Source organism: Parasphingorhabdus sp. (assembly GCF_059726685.1).
Map to the genome: position 1 here is coordinate 1,933,505 of NZ_AP041068.1, position 19,541 is coordinate 1,953,045.

The window sequence follows — 19,541 nt, forward strand, 5'->3', positions numbered from 1 at the left end:
TTGCACCCAAAAAGCTGACAAGTGGGCGATAAAAACCCCGCGATCCTGTTTGCATGCTGCCATGTTTTCGCTAAAGCACTGGTTCGTTTACAAAGACTCCGAAGAAGACGCGGGGTCCGTGATCAGGGGACTGAAATTGGTTAAGCCAACGAACCGGCCGTTATCGCCGCATTTGGGAATTTATAAATGGGGACCACATATGCTGGTTTCCATCCTTCACCGTGCCACGGGTGATGCGCTTGCTTTGTTAGGCGCACCGATATTGGTTTGGTGGTTGTACAGTATTTCTGCTGGTCCAGAGGCCTATGAGACTTTTGTCGGCATCATGACGACCATTCCTGGGTTCATCGTGATGATAGGCATGACCTTTGCCCTGTTCGAACATACATATTCCGGACTGCGCCACTTCGTGCTTGATGCCGGAGCAGGTTATGAACTTCAGACGAACAAACTATGGTCCGGTGCCGTGCCGGTGCTGGCACTGGTTTCGACTGCCGCTCTCTGGTTTGTCATCTATGCAAAGCTGATTGGATAACACGATGGGATCAGGAACAAATATTGGTAAGGTTCGCGGTCTTGGCTCGGCTCAAGAAGGCGCCCATCACTGGATCGTTCAGCGGGTAACTGCAGTAGGCAATCTGGCCTTGATCGGGTGGCTTTTGATCTCTTTGCTGAGATTGCCCAATTATGAGCATGAATTGCTGATTGGCTGGCTATCCTCGCCGCTGGTTGCGGTTCCGATGATGCTGATGCTGGTCAGTATCTTCTGGCACTTGCGCCTGGGCCTTCAGGTTCTGATCGAGGACTATGTTCCTGATCATGGTATGAAATTCGGCCTTATCATCTTGCTTAACTTTTTCGCCATTGGCGGAGCAGCGCTTGGAATTTTCGCTGTTGCCAAGGTCGCCTTTACCGGAGTGGTCGCTTAATGACTGACACAGATTCAAAACCCGCTTACAAGATTATCGATCATACGTTCGACACCGTCGTCGTGGGTGCCGGTGGGTCCGGTTTGCGCGCCACCATGGGTTCTGCCGAAGCTGGCTTGAAAACCGCTTGTATTACCAAGGTTTTTCCGACCCGTTCGCACACGGTTGCGGCACAGGGCGGCATCGCCGCTTCACTGGGTAACAATACGCCGGATCACTGGTCCTGGCATATGTATGACACGGTTAAAGGCTCTGATTGGCTCGGTGATCAGGACGCGATTGAATATCTCGTCCGCGAAGCGCCCCAGGCGGTTTACGAGCTGGAACATGCTGGCGTGCCATTCTCACGCAATGAAGACGGCACTATCTATCAGCGCCCTTTTGGCGGCCATATGCAGAATATGGGCGATGGTCCTCCGGTACAGCGTACCTGTGCAGCGGCGGACAGAACCGGTCACGCGATGCTCCACGCGCTCTATCAACAGAGCCTGAAATATGATGCTGACTTCTTCATCGAATATTTTGCAATCGATCTGATCATGGAAGATGGTGAGTGCCGCGGCGTGATTGCGATTTGTCTGGAAGACGGATCGATCCATCGTTTCCGGGCCCATGCTGTTGTGCTCGCAACCGGTGGTTACGGGCGCTGCTATTATAGTGCGACTTCCGCTCACGCCTGCACCGGTGACGGTGGCGGCATGGTGCTCCGCGCCGGTCTGCCTTTGCAGGATATGGAGTTTGTTCAGTTCCACCCCACCGGCATTTACGGCGCGGGTGTGCTGATTACCGAAGGCGCGCGCGGAGAGGGCGGTTATCTGACCAACTCCGAAGGCGAGCGGTTCATGGAACGCTATGCGCCAAGCGCAAAAGACCTGGCGTCCCGCGACGTAGTTTCACGCTGCATGGCCACCGAAATTCGTGAAGGTCGCGGTGTCGGGCCGGAAAAAGACCATATCTATCTCCACCTCGATCATATCGATCCGAATGTACTGGCGGAACGCCTGCCCGGCATTACCGAAACCGGAAAGATTTTCGCTGGCGTTGACCTGACGCGTCAGGCTTTGCCGGTGGTTCCGACCGTCCACTATAATATGGGCGGCATTCCCTGTAACTATCATGGCGAGGTCGTGAACCCGACCAAGGATGATCCCGACGCCGTTGTGCCCGGACTTTATGCGGTAGGCGAAGCGGCCTGTGTGTCGGTTCATGGTGCCAACCGTCTTGGTTCCAACTCGCTGATCGATCTGGTGGTCTTTGGTCGCGCAACTGGCTTGCGTTTGAAAGAGAAGCTGAAACCCGGTGAATCGCACAAGCCGTTGCCGAAAGATTCAGCCGATCTGTCACTGTCGCGTCTCGACCATTTCCGTTACGCAAAAGGCGGCACAACCACGGCGGCATTGCGCACCGAAATGCAGAAAACGATGCAGAAAAACTGTGCCGTGTTCCGTGATGACGAATTGCTGGCCGAAGGCGTCAAAGAAATGCAAGCGGTGAACGCCAAAATGGGTGACGTCAGTGTTACCGACCGCTCATTGATCTGGAACACCGATCTTATCGAAACGCTGGAACTTGATAATCTGATGGGGCAGGCGGTCGTCACCATGGAAAGTGCCGCCAACCGGAAGGAAAGCCGCGGTGCCCACATGCAGGAAGATTATGAAGACCGGAACGACAAGGAATGGATGAAGCACACGGTTGCGACATTCAACGGTTGGGGCGGCCCCGATAAGGACCGTGGCACCGGCAAAGTCGATATCAGCTATCGTCCGGTTCATGACTTCACACTGACCGACGAGGCGGACTACATCAAACCCAAGAAACGGGTTTATTGATGCAAAGAGGATTGGGTTCTGGTTTTGCTCAATCCATTCGTTTTCTGATTGTCTTCCTGTTTGTTGCCGGTGTTTCTCAACCTGCTGTAGCGGATAGTTGGGCACCACCGAAGCAGGCGGTCTTCGAGTCAAATTCGGGCACTGCCCGTGTCACTATCAATCCGCGTGATCTGTCCAGTCCCCCAGAGTATTTTCGCGATAAACGGGACGAACAGAACGATCCGGGGCTTCCGTCAGAGGCTGCCAATGCAAGGGTGTCGGCGGTGATTGAAGTGAAAAATGATTCTGGCGTTTGGACGACCAACTGGCAGGTGGACCTTGTCAATGAAGTGGCCCCAGTCACGGCAATTCTTTCCAATGACGGTCAGTATCTTGTAACGTTCGATAACTGGCATCGTGTAGGCTATGGTCCGACAACAATAGTCCGTTACAAACGTGGCAAGGGCTTATTGGGTGCGCATGATTTGGGTTCATTTCTACCACTCTATTACTTGCAAGCCTTACCGCGTAGTGTCAGTTCTCGGTCTTGGAAAAAAGGCGATCCCGTGTTTGACGGTGAAGGAATTAAGCTGGCCATAATCGCTCCGGATTTGGACTCTCAAGGCGATCGTGCGAAAGCTAAAACTGTCGAGTTCAAGATTGATTTGGACAGCGGTCACGTTTCTAAAAGCGACACCAGAGCATGGATAGAGGCCATGTTGGCGGCTCTGGACGTTCAAAGAAAACAATTGGATTGGGAGGCGAGCAGAATAAGAGCGGAGTTGGCTCCGCTCATCGCGAAATATCCTATGACAGAGCGCGACTGGCACTACTATATGCGGGAGGCATGGTTTCGTACGATTGAAGCCGACAACATAAGCGCCACCAAGCATTTGAGGCCGATTGACGACCTCGAATATCAAAAGTCAGTGCAATGGATCAAAGATGAATTTGCCGAGATGGTGGAAGGCAAGGATGAGACGGATTGGATATATACTGAGCTATCCGTTGCTTCCTCTGACGAGGAAAACCTCAAGGCAATATTGTCTGCTATCGCTGCGGAATCTGATCCGGGTGACTTTCGTTGGGGTAAGGTGCTAATTATTATTGGGGAGCAATATTGGCCTGAATTGAACAGTGCGTTCAAGCACACTGGTGTCAAACTGCACTTTGTCGATCCAAAAAAGCCTGTTCTATCCTCGCCGGAAAGATTGAAAATTCTGTTTAATCCCGATCCACGCCGAGATGATGAATTTGACTTTTTGGATGATATTTAAGTCATAGTTTTGCAATCCATGACCCATAGCAACAACACGGAGCCCAATAATGTCCAATGAAGAACAGATTGAATATTGGAATGATAATGCTGGCGTAAAGTGGACCGAGCAGCAGCACGTCATGGACACCTTGCTGGCCCCGGTTACATCTCTGTTGATAGACGCAGCCGCAATTGTGCCGGGCGAGCGTGTTCTGGACATTGGTTGTGGTACTGGTGAGACGTCGTTAATTGCGATGGACGCTGGCGCTGAGGTCACGGGTGTAGATGTATCTGAACCTATGCTGGAACTGGCAAGGTCACGGGCCAATGGCCGTGGAACGCTCTTGCTGGCTGACGCCGCTGAATATCGGGCTGATGAAGGTTTTGACCTGATCATGTCGCGCTTTGGCGTGATGTTCTTTGAGGACCCGGTTGCTGCCTTCACCAATATCAAAGCCAATCTGAAGCCCGGCGGCAGGATGGTCTTTGCTTGCTGGCAGAGTCCGAAGGTCAATCTGTGGGTGATGGTTCCAATGGCGGCTATTAAGCCTCTATTGCCGGAAGCACCGGAAACTGACCCGCATGCGCCTGGTCCGTTTGCTTTTGCCGATGCGGAGCGGTTGAAAAATCTATTGACCGAAGCGGGTTTTGACGAGATTTCTATGGCACCTCATTCTGTTGAGATTTGTATGTCGCAATCTGGTGGTGTTGACGATGCGGTCTATTTTTCATCGCAAATCGGACCAGCTTCACGGGCGCTAGGCGAGGTTGATGACGATCTCAAGTCTCGATTGTTGGCGGCTTTGAAAGAAGCGCTTTCGCCTCATGATGATGGCGGACGCGTCGCTTTGCCTGGTGGTATCTGGATTGTTCAGGCACGTTAAACTGCCGAACCGATCGGCACACAGGATCGCCCATTCTTGATAATATAGACTATGGACGGGCGGGGGCTTTGCAACCTCTTTCTCTGCCAACACCTTTTAGGAAACCGCGACGAACGACGCCCGCATAGACGGCTCGGTTATATTTGCGTTCGTCGCCTGCTGCCCCGGATACTTCGCGCACAATTCCCCGGAAGGGGATCAATCCGCCCAGCAATCCACCACCGACACGGCTCGCAGTTTCTTCGCGCTTTTCGGCTCTGGATTTATCGACTTTCTCGTTCACATCAGCCGCTAGCACGGCATTCAATTCCTTGACTTCCTGTATGATCGCGGCACAGCGCCGCAAACCATCCAGAGAATAGGGATCTTCTTGAATGGCAATAAGCTTGGCAGGAATTTTGGTCTTTTTCAGGCCGACATCTTTGGCCGGTGTGGTTGCTGCATCCCGGGCATGTTCTTCAGCTGTTTCATCCGGATCGGCTCTTTGTGCCTGCGCTGGGGCAGACAGGAAAAGCAGTGCTGCTGCTGACGTTGTCGCTAATTTTGCAATATGTTTCATCATTTTTCCCTGTTTGTGGTCAAGCTCGATACCGCAAATTGTCGCGGTTCAACTGACCAACGGATGTCACGCCCATAAGTTTCATGTCCCGTTCAATCTCAGCTTGCAACAAGCTGAGGCTACGTTCAACCCCCGCCTGTCCGGCGGCTGCCAGTGCATAAAGGTATAGGCGCCCGCCAGAACAGGCCTTGGCACCGACGCTGAGCGCTTTCAGAACATGGCTGCCGCGTGTGATGCCGCCATCGCATATCACATCAATCTTATCACCCACGGCGTCGCAAATTTCGGCAAGCTGATCGAATGGTGCTCGGGAGCCATCCAGTTGGCGGCCGCCATGATTGGACACCATGATCGCGGTCGCACCGATATCGACGGCGCGTTTGGCATCATCCACCGACATGATTCCTTTAAGGCAGAATTCACCGCCCCAGTCCTTGCGGATATCCTCAGCCATCGTCCAGTCCAGCGACTGATCGAGCATGGTGGAGAAATATTCCGCGACCGACAGGGCAACATTGGTGCCCTCTGCGACATGGTCCTTGAGGTTAGACAGCTCAAAATTTTCGCGGAACATATAGTTGAGTGCCCAGGCCGGTTTGGTCGCATAGCTCAGGAAACTCGCGGGCGTGATCTTGGGTGGGCTGGTGAATCCAGATCGCAGGCAGCGTTCACGATTGCCGCCGACAATAGTGTCGACGGTTAGGGTAATCGCATCAAATTTCGCTGCCTTACAGCGTTCGACCATCGACTTGTTAAGCCCTTTATCTTTGTGGACGTAAAGTTGGAACATTTTTGGTGAGTCGATGCTTTCACCGATCTCTTCGATGCTAACCGTGGCCAGAGAGGATATCCCGAAAAAGGTACCGAATTTCTCGGCCGCTCTCGCTACACCGCGTTCGCCCTGCCAATGAAACAGTCGCTGCAGGGCGGTAGGAGACAGAAATAATGGCATCGCGAGTTTTTGCCCCATGACCGAAGTTGTCATGTCGATATCCTCGACACCGGCCAACACATTGGGCACAAGATCACATGCTTCATAAGCTTCGGTGTTACGGCGACGGGTGACTTCGTCGTCTGCGGCACCATCAATATAGTCAAAAATAGGGAAAGGCAGGCGCTTTTTGGCCAAAGAACGAAAGTCGTTCACGTTATGGCAATCCGTAATTGTGGTAATTCGTCGCACGTAAGCCTCGATTCGTCGCTCGGATGGAAGAGCTTGGGGCTTATGATTAGAGCAATGGCTGCGGCTTGCAAGAGCGGTGGTCCAGCAAATACAGGGATTTAGAGGGAAAACTCACTATGACTGAAACTGACGAAGATATTCAATCACCGCGGCGACCGGAACGATCGCCCGGAGCCAAGTTCCTGCTGGTGCTGCTAACCGGATTCCTACTGGCCATTCCGCTGTTTGCCAGCTGGCTACTCATTTATGACCGCCAGACGCAGAGTGAGCAGGCGGAGCAATCCATTGTCACCGGTTGGGGCGGGCAGCAGGTATTTGCCGGACCGAAAATCGTACTACCCTATAAGGCCAAGGTACAGGAATCAGTGGAGCAGGATGGCAAGACCGTAACCCGCACCAATGTCGTAACCCGCGAACTCTATATCTCGCCGGAAGTCATGACATTTGACAGTGATATCCTGACAGAAGTCAAAAGCCGCTCCATCTATGAAGTGGTGATTTACAACACCAATGTGACCGGTTCCGCTTCGTTTAAACTGCCGGAAGATTTCGATCGCTCCGGTATTGACCGCGCGGACATTGATTTCGCTCGCGCCGAAATCCGCTTTGGTCTGTCAGATGCAAGGGGCCTGTCAGCCGATAACAAGCTGACCGTAGATGGCCAGTCGCTCGTGCTGCAACCCGGAAAAGGTCTGGGCGAGACAGGTAATACCGGCTTTTTTGCCTGGCTGGATGCTACGGCGCTGGCAGATGGTGAAATGGCTGTGAATTTTGACGTGAAATTCCGCGGAACCGAAAGCCTGACGATGGTGCCGGATGCCGGACAAACCAACTGGTCAGTAAAATCCAAATGGCCGCACCCCAGCTTCACCGGCGGGTTCTTGCCGGATAATGAAGTCAGTGATGCCGGTTTCACTGCGAAATATGGCATCTCGAACCTCGCGCTGGGCAGCTCGCTGACATCTACGCAGGCGGGACAACAAGTTTACCCGCAGTCTGGCAATCGGTCTTACAGCTCTTATGACGGCGGCGGCGCGGGCAATCCTTCCAGCGTGACCGTGAACCTAATCCAGCCGGTTGACCTCTATGACCAGGTGAGCCGCGCAACCAAATATGGTTTCCTGTTCATCGGGTTTACCTTTGTCGCGTTTCTGCTGTTTGACCTGATCGGAGGCGTTCGCATCTCGTCCGTTCAGTATATTCTGGTTGGGGTAGCGCTGGTGCTGTTCTTCATCCTGTTGCTCGCCTTTGCCGAGATTATCGGCTTTGCGCTGGCCTATGTCGTTGCATCGATAGCCACTATCGGGTTGATAACCGCTTATGCGGCATCGGTCCTGTCGAGTTGGCGAAGGGCTTCGATTATCGGCGGCTTGCTCGCCGCCCTATATGGCGTGATCTATATCTTGCTGAGTCTTGAGGCATACTCGCTGCTTATCGGATCATTGCTGATCTTCGCCGCACTGGCCGGGGTGATGTTTGTCACCCGCCGGTTGGACTGGTCGCGGTCATTGCAGAAAGGACCGGCGACCTAAGTCAACGGACTAGCGAACCGCGCCGCGTGCGAACGTATCGCACGCGGCCGGATCGCCGGTTTGCATCCCTTTCTTCAGCCACGCCATGCGCTGTTCGGAGGTGCCATGGGTGAACATGCTTTCCACAGGACGTTGTCCAGCCCCGCGCATCAAGGTATCATCACCAATGGCATGGGCAGCCGTCAGGCCTTCCTCGACATCACCGGGCTCCATGCGATCCGCATTTTGCGCGGCCCATACGCCAGCATAACAGTCTGCCTGTAATTCCATCCGCACTTGTAATGCGTTACCTTCCGCCTTGCTGGCACGGCTCTGTGCTTGTCGGACCTGACTGGAAACGCCGCTTAGAGTCTGGATATGATGGCCTACTTCATGGGCAATAACATAGGCTTTGGCGAAATCGCCGCGTGCGCCCATTTTGGTTTCAAGTTCATTGAAAAAAGACGTGTCGAGATAAATGCCTTGGTCGGCTGGGCAATAGAATGGCCCCGCTGCCGAACTGGCAGAGCCGCAGCCGTTCGAACTTACACCACCCTGGTAGAAGTTTATTGTTGTTGGTTGGTATCGAGATCCATTGGCCTGAAACAGCTTGGACCAGGTCTGTTCGGTAGAAGCCAGCACCTGACCGGCAAAACGTTCTTCCTGAGTGTCATAGGCAACCGCGTCCCCCGACCCACTGGATTGCGTTCCACCACCCGTCAACATACCGGCACCACCGCCGAAATACATAAAGGCCAATACCGCGCCGCCAATCAAAAGGATGGTTCCACAGCCCATTTTCCGGCCGAGCAACATAGGCAGGAAGCTTAGCAGCAGTCCCAGACCGCCACCTCCACCGCCGCCGCCAAATCCTCTGCGGCCGCCGCCACTTCCATGGTCGCGGGCATTTTTGCTGGGGTCCAGATCATCTAAACGCATGGCTTCTCTCCTATTAGAGTTCAATTCGCCTGAATCGCACAAAAGCGCAAGCGTTGCGCAATTCTTTTACAAAAAGCCGTTGCAGTCACTTGTGACTGTTTTAAGGTCGCCCAAAGGAGAAAATCTATGTTTCTGAAGGGTAAAACCGCTCTCGTGACCGGGTCGACCTCGGGCATTGGTGGTGGATATGCAAAAGCGCTGGCTGCTGAGGGCGCGGCGGTGATGATCAACGGCTTTGGTGATGAAGGCGAAATCGAAACGCTACGGCAGGAACTGGAAAAGTTGAGTGGAACCAAGGCCGCTTACAGCAATGCCGACATGACCAAGCCCGAGGAAATTCGGCAAATGGTGACAGACTGCACAGAGCAATTGGGAGAAGTCGATATTCTCGTCAACAATGCTGGAATTCAACATGTTGCCCCGGTCGATGAGTTTCCCGAAGACAAGTGGGATGCGATCATGGACATCATCTGCAACAGCGCATTCCACACGACCAAGGCGGTTTTGCCGGGCATGAAGGAACGTGGCTGGGGCCGGATCATCAATACAGGGTCTATGCACAGCAAGGTCGCTAGCCCCTATAAATCGGCCTATAATGCCGCAAAACATGCGATTGCGGGCTTTAGCAAGACTGTCGCGCTGGAAGTGGCGCAGCAGGGGATTACGGTAAACACGATCTCGCCCGGCTATGCGTGGACGCCATTGGTCGAGAACCAGATACCCGACACGATGAAGGCGCGGAACATGACGCGTGAGCAGGTGATGAATGATGTGCTGCTGGCCGGGCAACCGACTAAGCAATTTGTGCAGATCGACCAGATCGCTGCGTTGGCTGTGTTTCTTTGTAAAGACGAAGCGAGCGCAATTACCGGAGCGAACCTCTCCATCGACGGCGGGTGGACCGCCCAATGATCCGCGGGCGGCTTGTGATCGTGGCAATGCTGGCGTCGGCCGGATTGGTTTCGGTGGCAGTGGCCAAAGACAGCCCGCATCCGGAATCGCAATGGCGAGAGCTTGCGACAGCGGCAGACCAAAAACGACTGGATGACTGGCAAAAGGCTCTGCAGGAAGGGCGCGCCGGCGCTGCCCAAGGCGGCGAAGGGGGCAAACTCTCCACGAGGAAACCGCTCTTTGAAGAAGAGGCAGCATTGCCGGACAGCAAGATTCCGGCGGGACTTTATTCCTGCTCGGTCACCAAACTGGATGGCGATGCCAGCGGCGGCTTACCTTACATAGCCTATCCGGCTTTTCGGTGTCGTGTCACTGTTAATGGTGATCGCCGCCATTTTATCAAACTGACCGGCTCTCAACGCACGACAGGATGGCTGTATGAGGCAGGCACTCGCCATTCCATCTATCTGGGTACGTCATTCTATGGCTATGAAGACAAGGCCGTACCTTATGGAAAAACGGAAAAGCGGGATCAGGCCGCCGTGGTTGAACGTATCGGTCAGAAACGCTGGCGCATGGTTTTTCCCTATCCCTATTATGAGTCGGTTGTGAATGTGATGGAGCTAACTCCCATCACCAATTAAATTTGTGCCTGACAAGGGGTGTTTGAGCAGTTAAGTTCACAAACTTGTGAAATAACTCGGGGATAGTGATGCGTATGATTTCGAAAGCCGCCTTGGTTGCGGCCAGTACTGTTTTGTTGTGTACACCGGCGCAAGCTGATCCACTGAGAGATGCGATCACGGCGGACTTGCCGTCCCTGATGGAAATTTATCGTGATCTGCATGCCAATCCCGAATTGAGCGGCGAAGAGGTTCAGACAGCGGCCAAGCTGGCGGCTGAAGCCAGACGGCTTGGCTTTGACGTGACCGAAAAAGTCGGCGGCACTGGCGTGGTTGCGGTGATGAAAAATGGCGACGGTCCAACAGTTATGATCCGCGCGGATATGGATGGCCTGCCGCTGGTTGAAAAAACCGGGCTGCCTTTTGCATCCAAAGTGCGCGCCAAAACCCGCGAGGGCAATGATACCGGTGTGATGCACGCTTGCGGCCATGATACGCATATGACCGGTTGGGTCGGAACAGCGCGCCAGCTGGTTGCGCGCAAGGGCGAATGGTCGGGCACGCTGGTGATGATCCTGCAACCCGCCGAAGAAACCGGGGAGGGAGCCAAGGCGATGTTGGAGGACGGGCTCTACACCCGTTTTCCCAAGCCGGAATATGTATTGGCCTTTCATGATGCGGCCGGGGCGCCGGCAGGCTTTATCGGCTATTCACCAGGCTATGCGCTGGCCAATGTCGATAGCGTGGACATTGAAGTGAGAGGCGTCGGCGGCCACGGTGCCTATCCGCACACAACCAAGGACCCGATCGTGGTGGCTTCGCGCATTGTCGGCGCGCTGCAAACGCTGGTCAGCCGTGAAATTGATCCGCAGGACCCTGCAGTAGTTACGGTGGGTAGTTTCCAGGCAGGGTTTAAGCACAACATAATACCCGACAAGGCCAATCTACTACTTACAGTCCGAAGCTATTCTGATGAAACGCGGGCCAAACTGCTTGACGGGATCAAGCGGATTACCAAGGGCGAGGCAGTAACAGCTGGTCTGCCGGAAGACCGAATGCCCATCATTCGCGTACGCGACGATGAATTTACGCCTTCAACCTATAACAGCCCCGAATTTACTCGCGAGATGGCGAAGCTTTTTGAAGCGCGTTTCGGCAAACAGCGGGTGGTTGAGTCCAATCCGGTGATGGGCGGTGAAGATTTCAGCCGTTATCGCCGTGCCGACGAATCAATCAAAAGCATGATTTTCTGGGTCGGTGGTGTTCCGATGGATGAGTATCAGGCTGCGAAAAAGGCGGGTACCAAATTGCCGTCACTTCATAGTCCGCTTTGGGCGCCAGATGCCGAAAAAGTCGTGGCGACAGGCGCAGAAGCGCTCACAGCTGCAGCGCTTAACATAATGAAAAAGGGCGGTTAGTGAATGACGACAGCCAAGGCAATCGGCACGGTCGGCGTTGCTGTTGCAGCAACCGTGTCTATTGCCAACGTCGAAGTGCCGCGATCCGGAGAAGCTGTTGAAGCTTCATATTTCGAAGGGCGCTGGGCCTTTTCGGAAGAAACCTGCGATCAACCGACAAACTGGACGCTATTGGCTGGCGGCAATTTTATATCGGAAGATTTGACCGGTATTTGGCAATGGTCGGCCGGTCAGTTGACGCTCAACTTGACCGATCTGGCGGAGGATGAAGAAACAGGCGAGGCAGGAGGTCGTTTCCAGATGGAGGGACCTGTTACGATATCTGGACCGGATCAATTCATCTTGAATATAGAACCCGACAATTATGTCATGAAGCGCTGCGAGTAGGCCGTTCGTCTTTCGCGGTTTGAAACGCTTAGGGTTTCGACTGCGGTAGCTGCCTGCCACCTGGCGGCGTCATATCGATTGGATTTTCCTTGCTGCCAGGCCCGCCGGGTTTTGGAGCTTTGGAGTAAACCGCCGGGCTGATATAGTTCGTCCGTGCGATCCGTTTTGTGGGTTCGTTGATTGTGGGTCCCGCGGTTCCGGCGATTTCGCCGCTATTACCGGCTGGAGTATCTGCATCATCAGAATATTCAAGCGGTTCGCCAAAAACAAATTCCTCGGCCCCCTCATCATCGTCGTAGCTCCATTGGTCTGAAGCACTCGACTTGACCGCAGACTTCGTTTTGGAAGTCTCTTCTGCAATCGGCTCCGCAGCTTTCTCATCATCAACGGGCGCGATAAAGTAAATGAGTGTACCAGTGGAAACGACGAAAAGAATTGCCTGTTTGATCATCAAGAGCACCTAATTTTAGATTTTCATATGATCACTTTAACGGCTTGCCCTTAAAATATGCTTACGCCTTGTGCATAAAAAATCCGTCGGAGCGGCAAGGCTCCGACGGATAGCTTTTCCTCCCCAGGAAACTGTTTCGAGACCGATCAAACGGTCTGTTCACCCGTCGTTTGGGTCATTATGAAGAAGGACGCAAAGAAAATTTACAGAATCCAGTGTAAATATGATTACTATTTCCATTTAAGCTTGATAATTTGTAAAATAATTTACATGGGTATCATCTATGGCAGATCGAAAACTTTTTGCTGGCGCGGTGATAAAGCGGCTTCGCCGAACCGCCAACATGACTCAATTGGCGTTGGCTGAGGCGCTGGATATATCTCCCAGTTATCTGAATTTGATTGAGCGGAACCAGCGCCCGTTAAGTGCGCGATTGATGTTGTTGCTTGCAGATCGGTTCGATTTTGATCCCCGGCAACTGGTGGCTGACCAACCTGGTGGCGGGGTTGATGGACTTGGCAGGCGTTTGGCTGCTCCCATGTTTGATGACTTGGTCGTTGATCGAACGGAGTTGGAGGAATGGCTGATAGCCGCGCCAAATGCTGCGGAAGCATTTGTAAGGCTGTTCGATAGCCGCTCGGCCGGAGATGATGATGCTGCCCCTGAAACTTTGGATCCGTTTCAGTTGGTGCGCACAGAAATTGAACGCTGGCGCAATCATTTTGCTGATCTTGACGCTATGGCCGAGACACTTGCCGATGAACTACGCCTGGGTGCGGCAGATTTATATGGTGCGATCGCGGAGAGGCTCCGGGTCAAGCATCAACTTACCATAAGAATTCTCCCTGAAACTGTTTTGCCGGATATTGTAAGAAGACTGGATTTACATGCTCGGCAGCTACAGCTGTCGGAAATGCTTGATCCAGCCTCTCGTACTTTTCAGGCCGCAGCATTGCTCGGAGAAATTGAAGCCCAGGCCGAAATCGAAGGGTTGGTTTCTGGTGCGGACTTCCCCGATAAAGTGTCAAAGCGCCTGTATCATCGCCATTTATCAAGTTACTTTGCGGCTGCTTTGATGATGCCTTATGCCCGTTTTTTAAGGGCATGTGAGCAAACCGGATATCAAATACAGGTTTTGCAACGCCGTTTTGGCGCCAGTTTTGAGCAAGTGGCCCATCGACTGACGACTATGCAACGGGTCGGTGCACGCGGTTTGCCATTTTTCATGATACGGATTGACCGGTCAGGATTGGTTTCCAAACGTTTCGCAGGCGCGAGCAATGCGTCCCTGGTTGAAAGTGCCCATCGTTGTCCGCTCTGGGAAATTCATCGTGTGTTTGATAGGCCATTGGAGGAAAGAAGCCAGTTGATAGGATTGGAAGACGGGTCGACATGGTTCACTCTGTCGCGCGCGGTTCAGGGGGTAGGAACAGGTGTTAACGGGTATTTTCCAGAATTCGCCGTCGGTTTGGGACTGTCAGCGGATATGGCTACCGGTTTATACTATGCACGGGGAATTGACCTTTCAACGGAAAGCGCAACACCTGTGGGTCTTGGCTGCCCCGCTTGCACGCGGGACAAATGTCCTCAACGATCTGCCGCACCAAAAAATAGGAATTTGAAATTTGACGAACTTGAAAGCGGGCTGACACCTTATAATTTCGTCAATGATTGAGACTCGACTGTCGGAAAACTGAACAATTTCGATGGAATTCAAGGGTTGGCCGGAAAAAGAGTGTAAAATTAACCGACAGCTTACGAATTTTGTCTATCAGGTGAGTGCCTTGCCATAAGATTGCTTGCTTAATGATCAGATTGTTCAAACACTATATTCCCTACCCCATCATTTTTCTGGGGCTTCTGGACTTGTTTCTGCTGGTCGTTGCCGCTGAAATCAGCTGGGTATTGCGCGCTAACCAAATCGGGATGAACGCGGGTTCCATTTATGACCGCCCCGCGCCAATCATTAGCTTTGCCGTGGCGCTCGAAATTGCCCTAATTGCCGTCGGGGTTTACGGGAGTGAAGCGCTTCAATCGCTGAGATTTGCAGCAGCCCGGATATTGGTGGCCATTTCACTAGGTGTGATTTTCCTGTCTATCGTGGCATTCATACTGCCGGGAACGACGCTTTGGCGCTCGAATTCTCTCTATGCGATGATCTTGTCGATCTTCCTTTTGATGGCCGCGCGAGTGATGCTGGGTACAATACTCGACAGCAGGGTATTTAAGCGCCGTCTTTTGATCCTAGGTGCCGGCCCGAGGGCGAACCGCATCGCAGAACTTGCGAGCAGACAAGAAAGCAGCTTCGTTGTCAGCGGTTACGTAGACATGAATGAAGGTCCCGCTATCGTTAAAACAGCGATAAAACGCACTGACATAGATGATTTGCCGCAACATGTGATTGACCTGGGGGTTAGTGAAGTTGTCTTGGCGCTTGAAGAAAGACGAAATTCACTGCCGGTGGCTGATCTGCTTACGATCAAGACCACAGGGGTTCATGTAAACGATATGTCCAGCTTTCTGGAAAGAGAGACTGGACGGGTTGATCTCGATAGCGTTAACCCAAGCTGGTTTATTTTTTCAGATGGTTTCTCCTCCGGACGCAGAATATCCACCGTTTTCAAGCGTAGTTTCGATATTGTTCTGAGTTTGCTTTTGCTGCTTTTTACGGGTCCTCTCATTCTGCTTTTTGCCGGATTGATTAAGATGGAGAGCCGCGGCGGTGCCTTTTTCAAACAGGAACGTGTTGGGCTTTATGGCCAGAAGTTCAACATTCTCAAATTGCGTTCAATGCGTGCCGATGCTGAAACTGGTGGCAAGGCTGTTTGGGCGAGTGAAAATGATCCCAGGATTACCAGGATAGGGCATTTTATCCGCAAGGTGCGCATAGACGAGCTTCCGCAGGCATGGAGTGTTTTGAAAGGCGAGATGAGCTTCGTTGGTCCACGCCCTGAACGTCCCCAGTTTATTGATGATCTGCAGACCAAAATGCCATTCTATGCCGAGCGGCATATGGTGAAGCCCGGCATTACCGGATGGGCGCAGATCAACTATCCCTATGGTGCATCGATTGAAGACAGCCGGCACAAGTTGGAATATGATCTGTACTACGCCAAAAACTATACGCCATTTCTTGATATCCTGATCCTGTTGCAGACCATCCGGGTTGTGCTTTGGCCAGAAGGCGCGCGCTGAGATGGTGACGATTTTGAGCCAGATCAGCATATTGGGACATGGGCTAGCGGCAGCGCTTTTTGCTGCGCTGACGATATGGCAGTTCCAACGCAAAACCGAGCGGAACAGGACACAGCAGTCACTGATTCTGGCGCTGGCTTTGACAAGTTTCTGGGCCTTGAGCATCGCGGTGGAAGGCGCTTTTTCACCAATATCAAATTTTGCCGAATCTCTAAGAAACATGGGATGGCTGATTTTCATGTTTGTCCTTTTGCGGGTAGGCGAGGGGCGTCACCAACCCACAGCCGTGAACATTATATATTTTGCGCTAGCCTTTGTTCTTATTGGCCAAATCGTCGTAGATTCCTTGATTCCGATCTTTACCGGCAGCCCACGTCTTGCCAGTATGGCGGCTTACACCTCGCTGGTGCTTCGTATGCTATTTGCCGTTGGCGCTCTGGTGCTTGTGCACAATTTATATTCGATTTCGGCACCAGAAACGCGCGGAGGCATCAGGCTTCCAATGGCTTCGCTCGCTGCGATTTGGACTTACGACCTCAATCTGTTCACGATCACCTATCTGACACAACAGTTTTCGCTCGAACTGACGGCAATGCGTGGACCGGCAATGGCCTGTATCGCGCCCATCCTCGCATTGGCATCGGTGCGAAACACCGAATGGCGTTTGAAACTATCCCGGAGCGTCGCGTTCCGTTCTTTGTCGCTTGTGGCCATCGGCGGATATCTGTTGATGATGATTGTCATTGCAACGGCGTTGCAGATCATCGGCGGGGACTACGCGCGACTGGCACAGATCAGCTTCTTGTTTGGCACGTCTATCGCGGCATTGCTCCTTCTCCCGTCAGGAAAATTCCGCGCCTGGTTTAAAGTCAAACTGGCGAAAAATTTTTTCCAGCACCGTTATGACTATCGGGCAGAATGGATCAGGTTTACCGACACCATTGGACGACCAGGCAGCGACAGCGCGCCTTTTCATGAACGCGTTGTCAAAGCTATTGCCGATATTACCGAATCCCCGGCAGGTATATTGTTGATGCCTGATGATGCCGGCCGTTTAACGCTGCAGTCTCGTTGGAACTGGCCCACCATACATGTCCCTTCGCGAGCCTGTACGACTGGGACAGTGCCGTTTTTCGAAGAAACCGGACATATTATCGAATTTGATGCCCTGAGGGCCGATAAGGTCGATCAAATAGATGCCAGCGCTATTCCGGAATGGATGACCAATGATCCACAGACTTGGGCAGCAGTACCTCTGGTCCACTTTGACAGGCTGGCCGGTATTGTACTGCTGGCGAGGCCGCGGATAAATCGGACGCTAGACTGGGAAGATCTTGATATGCTGCGGGTGGTTGGGCGCCAAGTGGCAAGTTATTTGGCCGAAGCGCGCAGTCAGGAATCGCTTTCAGAGGCACAACGCTTCGACGAATTTAACCGCCGTATGGCATTTGTCATGCACGACATTAAAAATCTCGTCAGTCAGCTTAGCCTCTTGGCCCGCAATGCAGAACGGCATGCAGACAATCCGGAATTTCAGGCTGACATGATTGCAACGTTGCAAGATTCTGCGGGTAAAATGAATGGGCTTCTGGAGCGGCTGTCACAGCATAACAAAGCCAAACCCGAGGAGCCGAAACCGGTCAAGGTCGCAGCTTTGTTGCAATCGATCATTGAGAAGAAACGTCTGCTGCATGCAATTGAGAGTGCACAGATTGATGATCTGACCGCAATGGCCGATCCCACCCGGGTTGACCAGATATTGGGACATCTCATCCAAAATGCGATTGATGCCAGTACGGACGGTCAACCCATATTGATAAATGCACGCCGGCGGGATTTGAGCGTTGCAATCGAAGTTCTGGACCGCGGGGTTGGCATGTCGAGTGAGTTTATCCGCAGTCAATTGTTCAAGCCTTTTGCGTCCAGCAAGGATGGCGGTTTTGGCATCGGTGCCTTTGAAGCCCGATCCTTGGCGATGGCGATGAACGGCCGGCTGGAAGTGGAAAGTAAAGAAGGCGCAGGAAGCCGATTTACATTGATATTGCCGCTCGCCAGCCATTTGGCAGATGATGAGATAGTAAATGAAAGGGTCGCTTGAAATGTCTGATAAGGACGAAAAACCACTGGAGAAACTTCTGATCGTCGAGGATGACCCTGGACTGCAGAAGCAGCTGAAGTGGGCCTATGAGGATTTTGAGGTCATTGTTGCCGGTGATCGCGAAACAGCTATAAACATGCTTCGTGCGGAAGAACCCGATGTCGTGACCCTAGATCTTGGTTTGCCGCCAGACCCGGATGGGACGACTGAAGGTTTCGCAACAATGGACGCGATACTCAGCCTGAAACCGGATACTAAAATTATCGTAGCATCGGGGCATGGTGAAAAGGAAAGTGCACTGCGCGCCATTGCGGCTGGTGCCTGGGACTTTTACCAAAAGCCGGTAGATATTGACGAGCTTGGCTTAATTGTTCGCCGAGCTTTCCATGTTCGCAAACTCGAACTGGAGAATTCCAGTCTTGCCGCGAAACAAGACGGCAACCACGCGGTTCTCGGCCGGATCATCACTGGTGCTCCTGAGATGCTCAAAGTGGCGCAGATGATTGAGCGTGTTGCCAATACAAACGCCTCAGTGATGCTGTTGGGGGCCAGCGGGACCGGCAAGGAGCTTTTAGCTCGCGGGTTGCATGATGCGAGTGACCGTCGTGACAAGGCCTTTGTGGCAATAAACTGCGCGGCCATTCCGGAAAACCTGTTGGAGTCAGAGCTTTTCGGTCACGAGAAGGGTGCGTTTACCGGTGCCGTGAAGATGACCGAGGGTAAGATTGAGCAAGCCAACGGCGGGACTTTGTTTTTGGATGAAGTGGGTGACATTCCACTGCCATTGCAGGTCAAGCTGCTCCGTTTCATTCAGGAACGCGTTATCGAACGGATAGGCGGCCGGAAAGCCATTGCCGTAGATACTAGAATTGTCTGTGCAACGCATCAAAATCTGGAGGAAATGATCGCGGATAACAGCTTCCGTGAAGATTTATACTACCGCCTTGCAGAGATCGTCATCAAAATACCTGCTTTGGCGGAGAGATCTGGTGATACGAGCCTGCTTGCGCGGCATTTCCAGAAAAAATTTGCCGATGAGATCAATCCGGCGGTCAAAGGTATCGCGCCTGATGCGTTGGCTGCTTTGGAGGCATGGAAATGGCCCGGTAATGTAAGGGAACTGGAAAATCGTATAAAGCGCGCCGTGATAATGGCAGACGGCAAAATGATTGCCGCCAGCGATTTGGATCTGGAGGCTGCAGAAGATGAAGTCTCTGATTTGCTGAATCTCAAAGCGGCGAGGGAGGCGGCAGATCGCGCTGCCATCATCCGCGCCATTTCACAAACAGATGGCAATATATCAAATGCCGCAAAGCTTTTGGGTATCAGCCGTCCGACACTTTATGATCTGTTGAAACAATATCAGTTGCAGCAGGCAAGCTAAAACCATGGTCTGGCCGGATC

Annotated in this window: 18 protein-coding genes; 14 read left to right on the plus strand and 4 right to left on the minus strand. The window is 52.7% G+C overall.

Annotated elements, in window-relative coordinates; genetic code table 11:
• The first annotated feature begins 136 nt into the window (after nt 1-136).
• The 5 genes from sdhC to AC6I9Z_RS09560 are packed head-to-tail and all read left to right on the plus strand — an operon-like array spanning nt 137 to nt 4,882.
• Nucleotides 137-535 (plus strand): succinate dehydrogenase, cytochrome b556 subunit, encoded by a 399-nt coding sequence (sdhC, locus tag AC6I9Z_RS09540; protein ID WP_461455575.1) that lies wholly within the window; start codon nt 137-139, stop codon nt 533-535.
• 4 nt (nt 536-539) lie between these two features.
• Nucleotides 540-929 carry a succinate dehydrogenase, hydrophobic membrane anchor protein gene (sdhD, locus tag AC6I9Z_RS09545; RefSeq protein ID WP_461455577.1) on the plus strand — a complete coding sequence of 130 codons (390 nt, stop codon included), beginning with the start codon at nt 540-542 and terminating at the stop codon, nt 927-929.
• Nucleotides 929-2,761, plus strand: coding sequence for a succinate dehydrogenase flavoprotein subunit (sdhA, locus tag AC6I9Z_RS09550; RefSeq protein ID WP_461455579.1), 1,833 nt, complete (start codon nt 929-931; stop codon nt 2,759-2,761). The genes sdhD and sdhA overlap by 1 nt, the downstream gene beginning before the upstream one ends.
• Nucleotides 2,761-4,017 (plus strand): hypothetical protein, encoded by a 1,257-nt coding sequence (locus AC6I9Z_RS09555; protein WP_461455581.1) that lies wholly within the window; start codon nt 2,761-2,763, stop codon nt 4,015-4,017. Before sdhA ends, AC6I9Z_RS09555 begins: the two co-directional genes overlap by 1 nt.
• A gap of 49 nt (nt 4,018-4,066) precedes the next feature.
• On the plus strand, nt 4,067-4,882 hold the full coding sequence (locus AC6I9Z_RS09560; protein ID WP_461455583.1) for a class I SAM-dependent methyltransferase: 816 nt from the start codon (nt 4,067-4,069) through the stop codon (nt 4,880-4,882).
• 49 nt (nt 4,883-4,931) lie between these two features.
• Here the strand turns inward: AC6I9Z_RS09560 and AC6I9Z_RS09565 are convergent, their stop codons facing one another.
• Together AC6I9Z_RS09565 and AC6I9Z_RS09570 are read right to left on the minus strand one after the other, a co-directional pair.
• Nucleotides 4,932-5,444, minus strand: coding sequence for a hypothetical protein (locus AC6I9Z_RS09565; RefSeq protein ID WP_497810839.1), 513 nt, complete (start codon nt 5,442-5,444; stop codon nt 4,932-4,934).
• A 16-nt stretch (nt 5,445-5,460) separates the two neighbouring features.
• On the minus strand, nt 5,461-6,588 hold the full coding sequence (locus AC6I9Z_RS09570; RefSeq protein WP_461455587.1) for an alpha-hydroxy acid oxidase: 1,128 nt from the start codon (nt 6,586-6,588) through the stop codon (nt 5,461-5,463).
• Between the two features lie 152 nt (nt 6,589-6,740).
• Between AC6I9Z_RS09570 and creD the strand changes: the two genes are divergently transcribed.
• The gene (gene creD, locus AC6I9Z_RS09575) at nt 6,741-8,156 is read left to right on the plus strand and encodes a cell envelope integrity protein CreD (protein WP_461455589.1); all 1,416 of its coding nucleotides are present in this window, start codon (nt 6,741-6,743) and stop codon (nt 8,154-8,156) included.
• A 9-nt stretch (nt 8,157-8,165) separates the two neighbouring features.
• Here the strand turns inward: creD and ypfJ are convergent, their stop codons facing one another.
• The gene (ypfJ, locus tag AC6I9Z_RS09580) at nt 8,166-9,074 is read right to left on the minus strand and encodes a KPN_02809 family neutral zinc metallopeptidase (protein ID WP_461455591.1); all 909 of its coding nucleotides are present in this window, start codon (nt 9,072-9,074) and stop codon (nt 8,166-8,168) included.
• A 126-nt stretch (nt 9,075-9,200) separates the two neighbouring features.
• Here ypfJ and AC6I9Z_RS09585 point away from each other — a divergent pair, with 126 nt between their 5' ends.
• The 4 genes from AC6I9Z_RS09585 to AC6I9Z_RS09600 all read left to right on the plus strand — a co-directional run bounded on the left by AC6I9Z_RS09585 (nt 9,201) and on the right by AC6I9Z_RS09600 (nt 12,393).
• Nucleotides 9,201-9,986: a 3-hydroxybutyrate dehydrogenase gene (locus AC6I9Z_RS09585; protein ID WP_461455593.1), complete on the plus strand. Its 786-nt coding sequence runs from the start codon at nt 9,201-9,203 to the stop codon at nt 9,984-9,986.
• Nucleotides 9,983-10,609 carry a DUF4893 domain-containing protein gene (locus AC6I9Z_RS09590; RefSeq protein WP_461455595.1) on the plus strand — a complete coding sequence of 209 codons (627 nt, stop codon included), beginning with the start codon at nt 9,983-9,985 and terminating at the stop codon, nt 10,607-10,609. The genes AC6I9Z_RS09585 and AC6I9Z_RS09590 overlap by 4 nt, the downstream gene beginning before the upstream one ends.
• Before the next feature lie 68 nt (nt 10,610-10,677).
• Nucleotides 10,678-12,006 carry an amidohydrolase gene (locus AC6I9Z_RS09595; protein WP_461455597.1) on the plus strand — a complete coding sequence of 443 codons (1,329 nt, stop codon included), beginning with the start codon at nt 10,678-10,680 and terminating at the stop codon, nt 12,004-12,006.
• 3 nt (nt 12,007-12,009) lie between these two features.
• Nucleotides 12,010-12,393 carry a hypothetical protein gene (locus AC6I9Z_RS09600; RefSeq protein WP_461455599.1) on the plus strand — a complete coding sequence of 128 codons (384 nt, stop codon included), beginning with the start codon at nt 12,010-12,012 and terminating at the stop codon, nt 12,391-12,393.
• A gap of 28 nt (nt 12,394-12,421) precedes the next feature.
• Here AC6I9Z_RS09600 and AC6I9Z_RS09605 read toward each other — a convergent pair whose 3' ends face one another.
• A complete protein-coding gene (locus tag AC6I9Z_RS09605) occupies nt 12,422-12,844 on the minus strand; it encodes a hypothetical protein (protein ID WP_461455601.1) in 423 nt (140 codons plus the stop codon).
• Nucleotides 12,845-13,127: 283 nt separating this feature from the next.
• Between AC6I9Z_RS09605 and AC6I9Z_RS09610 the strand changes: the two genes are divergently transcribed.
• The 4 genes from AC6I9Z_RS09610 to prsR all read left to right on the plus strand — a co-directional run bounded on the left by AC6I9Z_RS09610 (nt 13,128) and on the right by prsR (nt 19,521).
• Nucleotides 13,128-14,519: a helix-turn-helix domain-containing protein gene (locus AC6I9Z_RS09610; RefSeq protein ID WP_461455603.1), complete on the plus strand. Its 1,392-nt coding sequence runs from the start codon at nt 13,128-13,130 to the stop codon at nt 14,517-14,519.
• Nucleotides 14,520-14,650: 131 nt separating this feature from the next.
• Nucleotides 14,651-16,039 (plus strand): TIGR03013 family XrtA/PEP-CTERM system glycosyltransferase, encoded by a 1,389-nt coding sequence (locus AC6I9Z_RS09615; RefSeq protein ID WP_109357288.1) that lies wholly within the window; start codon nt 14,651-14,653, stop codon nt 16,037-16,039.
• A 1-nt stretch (nt 16,040) separates the two neighbouring features.
• Nucleotides 16,041-18,137: an XrtA/PEP-CTERM system histidine kinase PrsK gene (gene prsK / locus AC6I9Z_RS09620; RefSeq protein WP_461455606.1), complete on the plus strand. Its 2,097-nt coding sequence runs from the start codon at nt 16,041-16,043 to the stop codon at nt 18,135-18,137.
• A gap of 1 nt (nt 18,138) precedes the next feature.
• A complete protein-coding gene (gene prsR / locus AC6I9Z_RS09625) occupies nt 18,139-19,521 on the plus strand; it encodes a PEP-CTERM-box response regulator transcription factor (RefSeq protein WP_109357741.1) in 1,383 nt (460 codons plus the stop codon).
• The last annotated feature ends 20 nt before the right edge of the window (nt 19,522-19,541 follow it).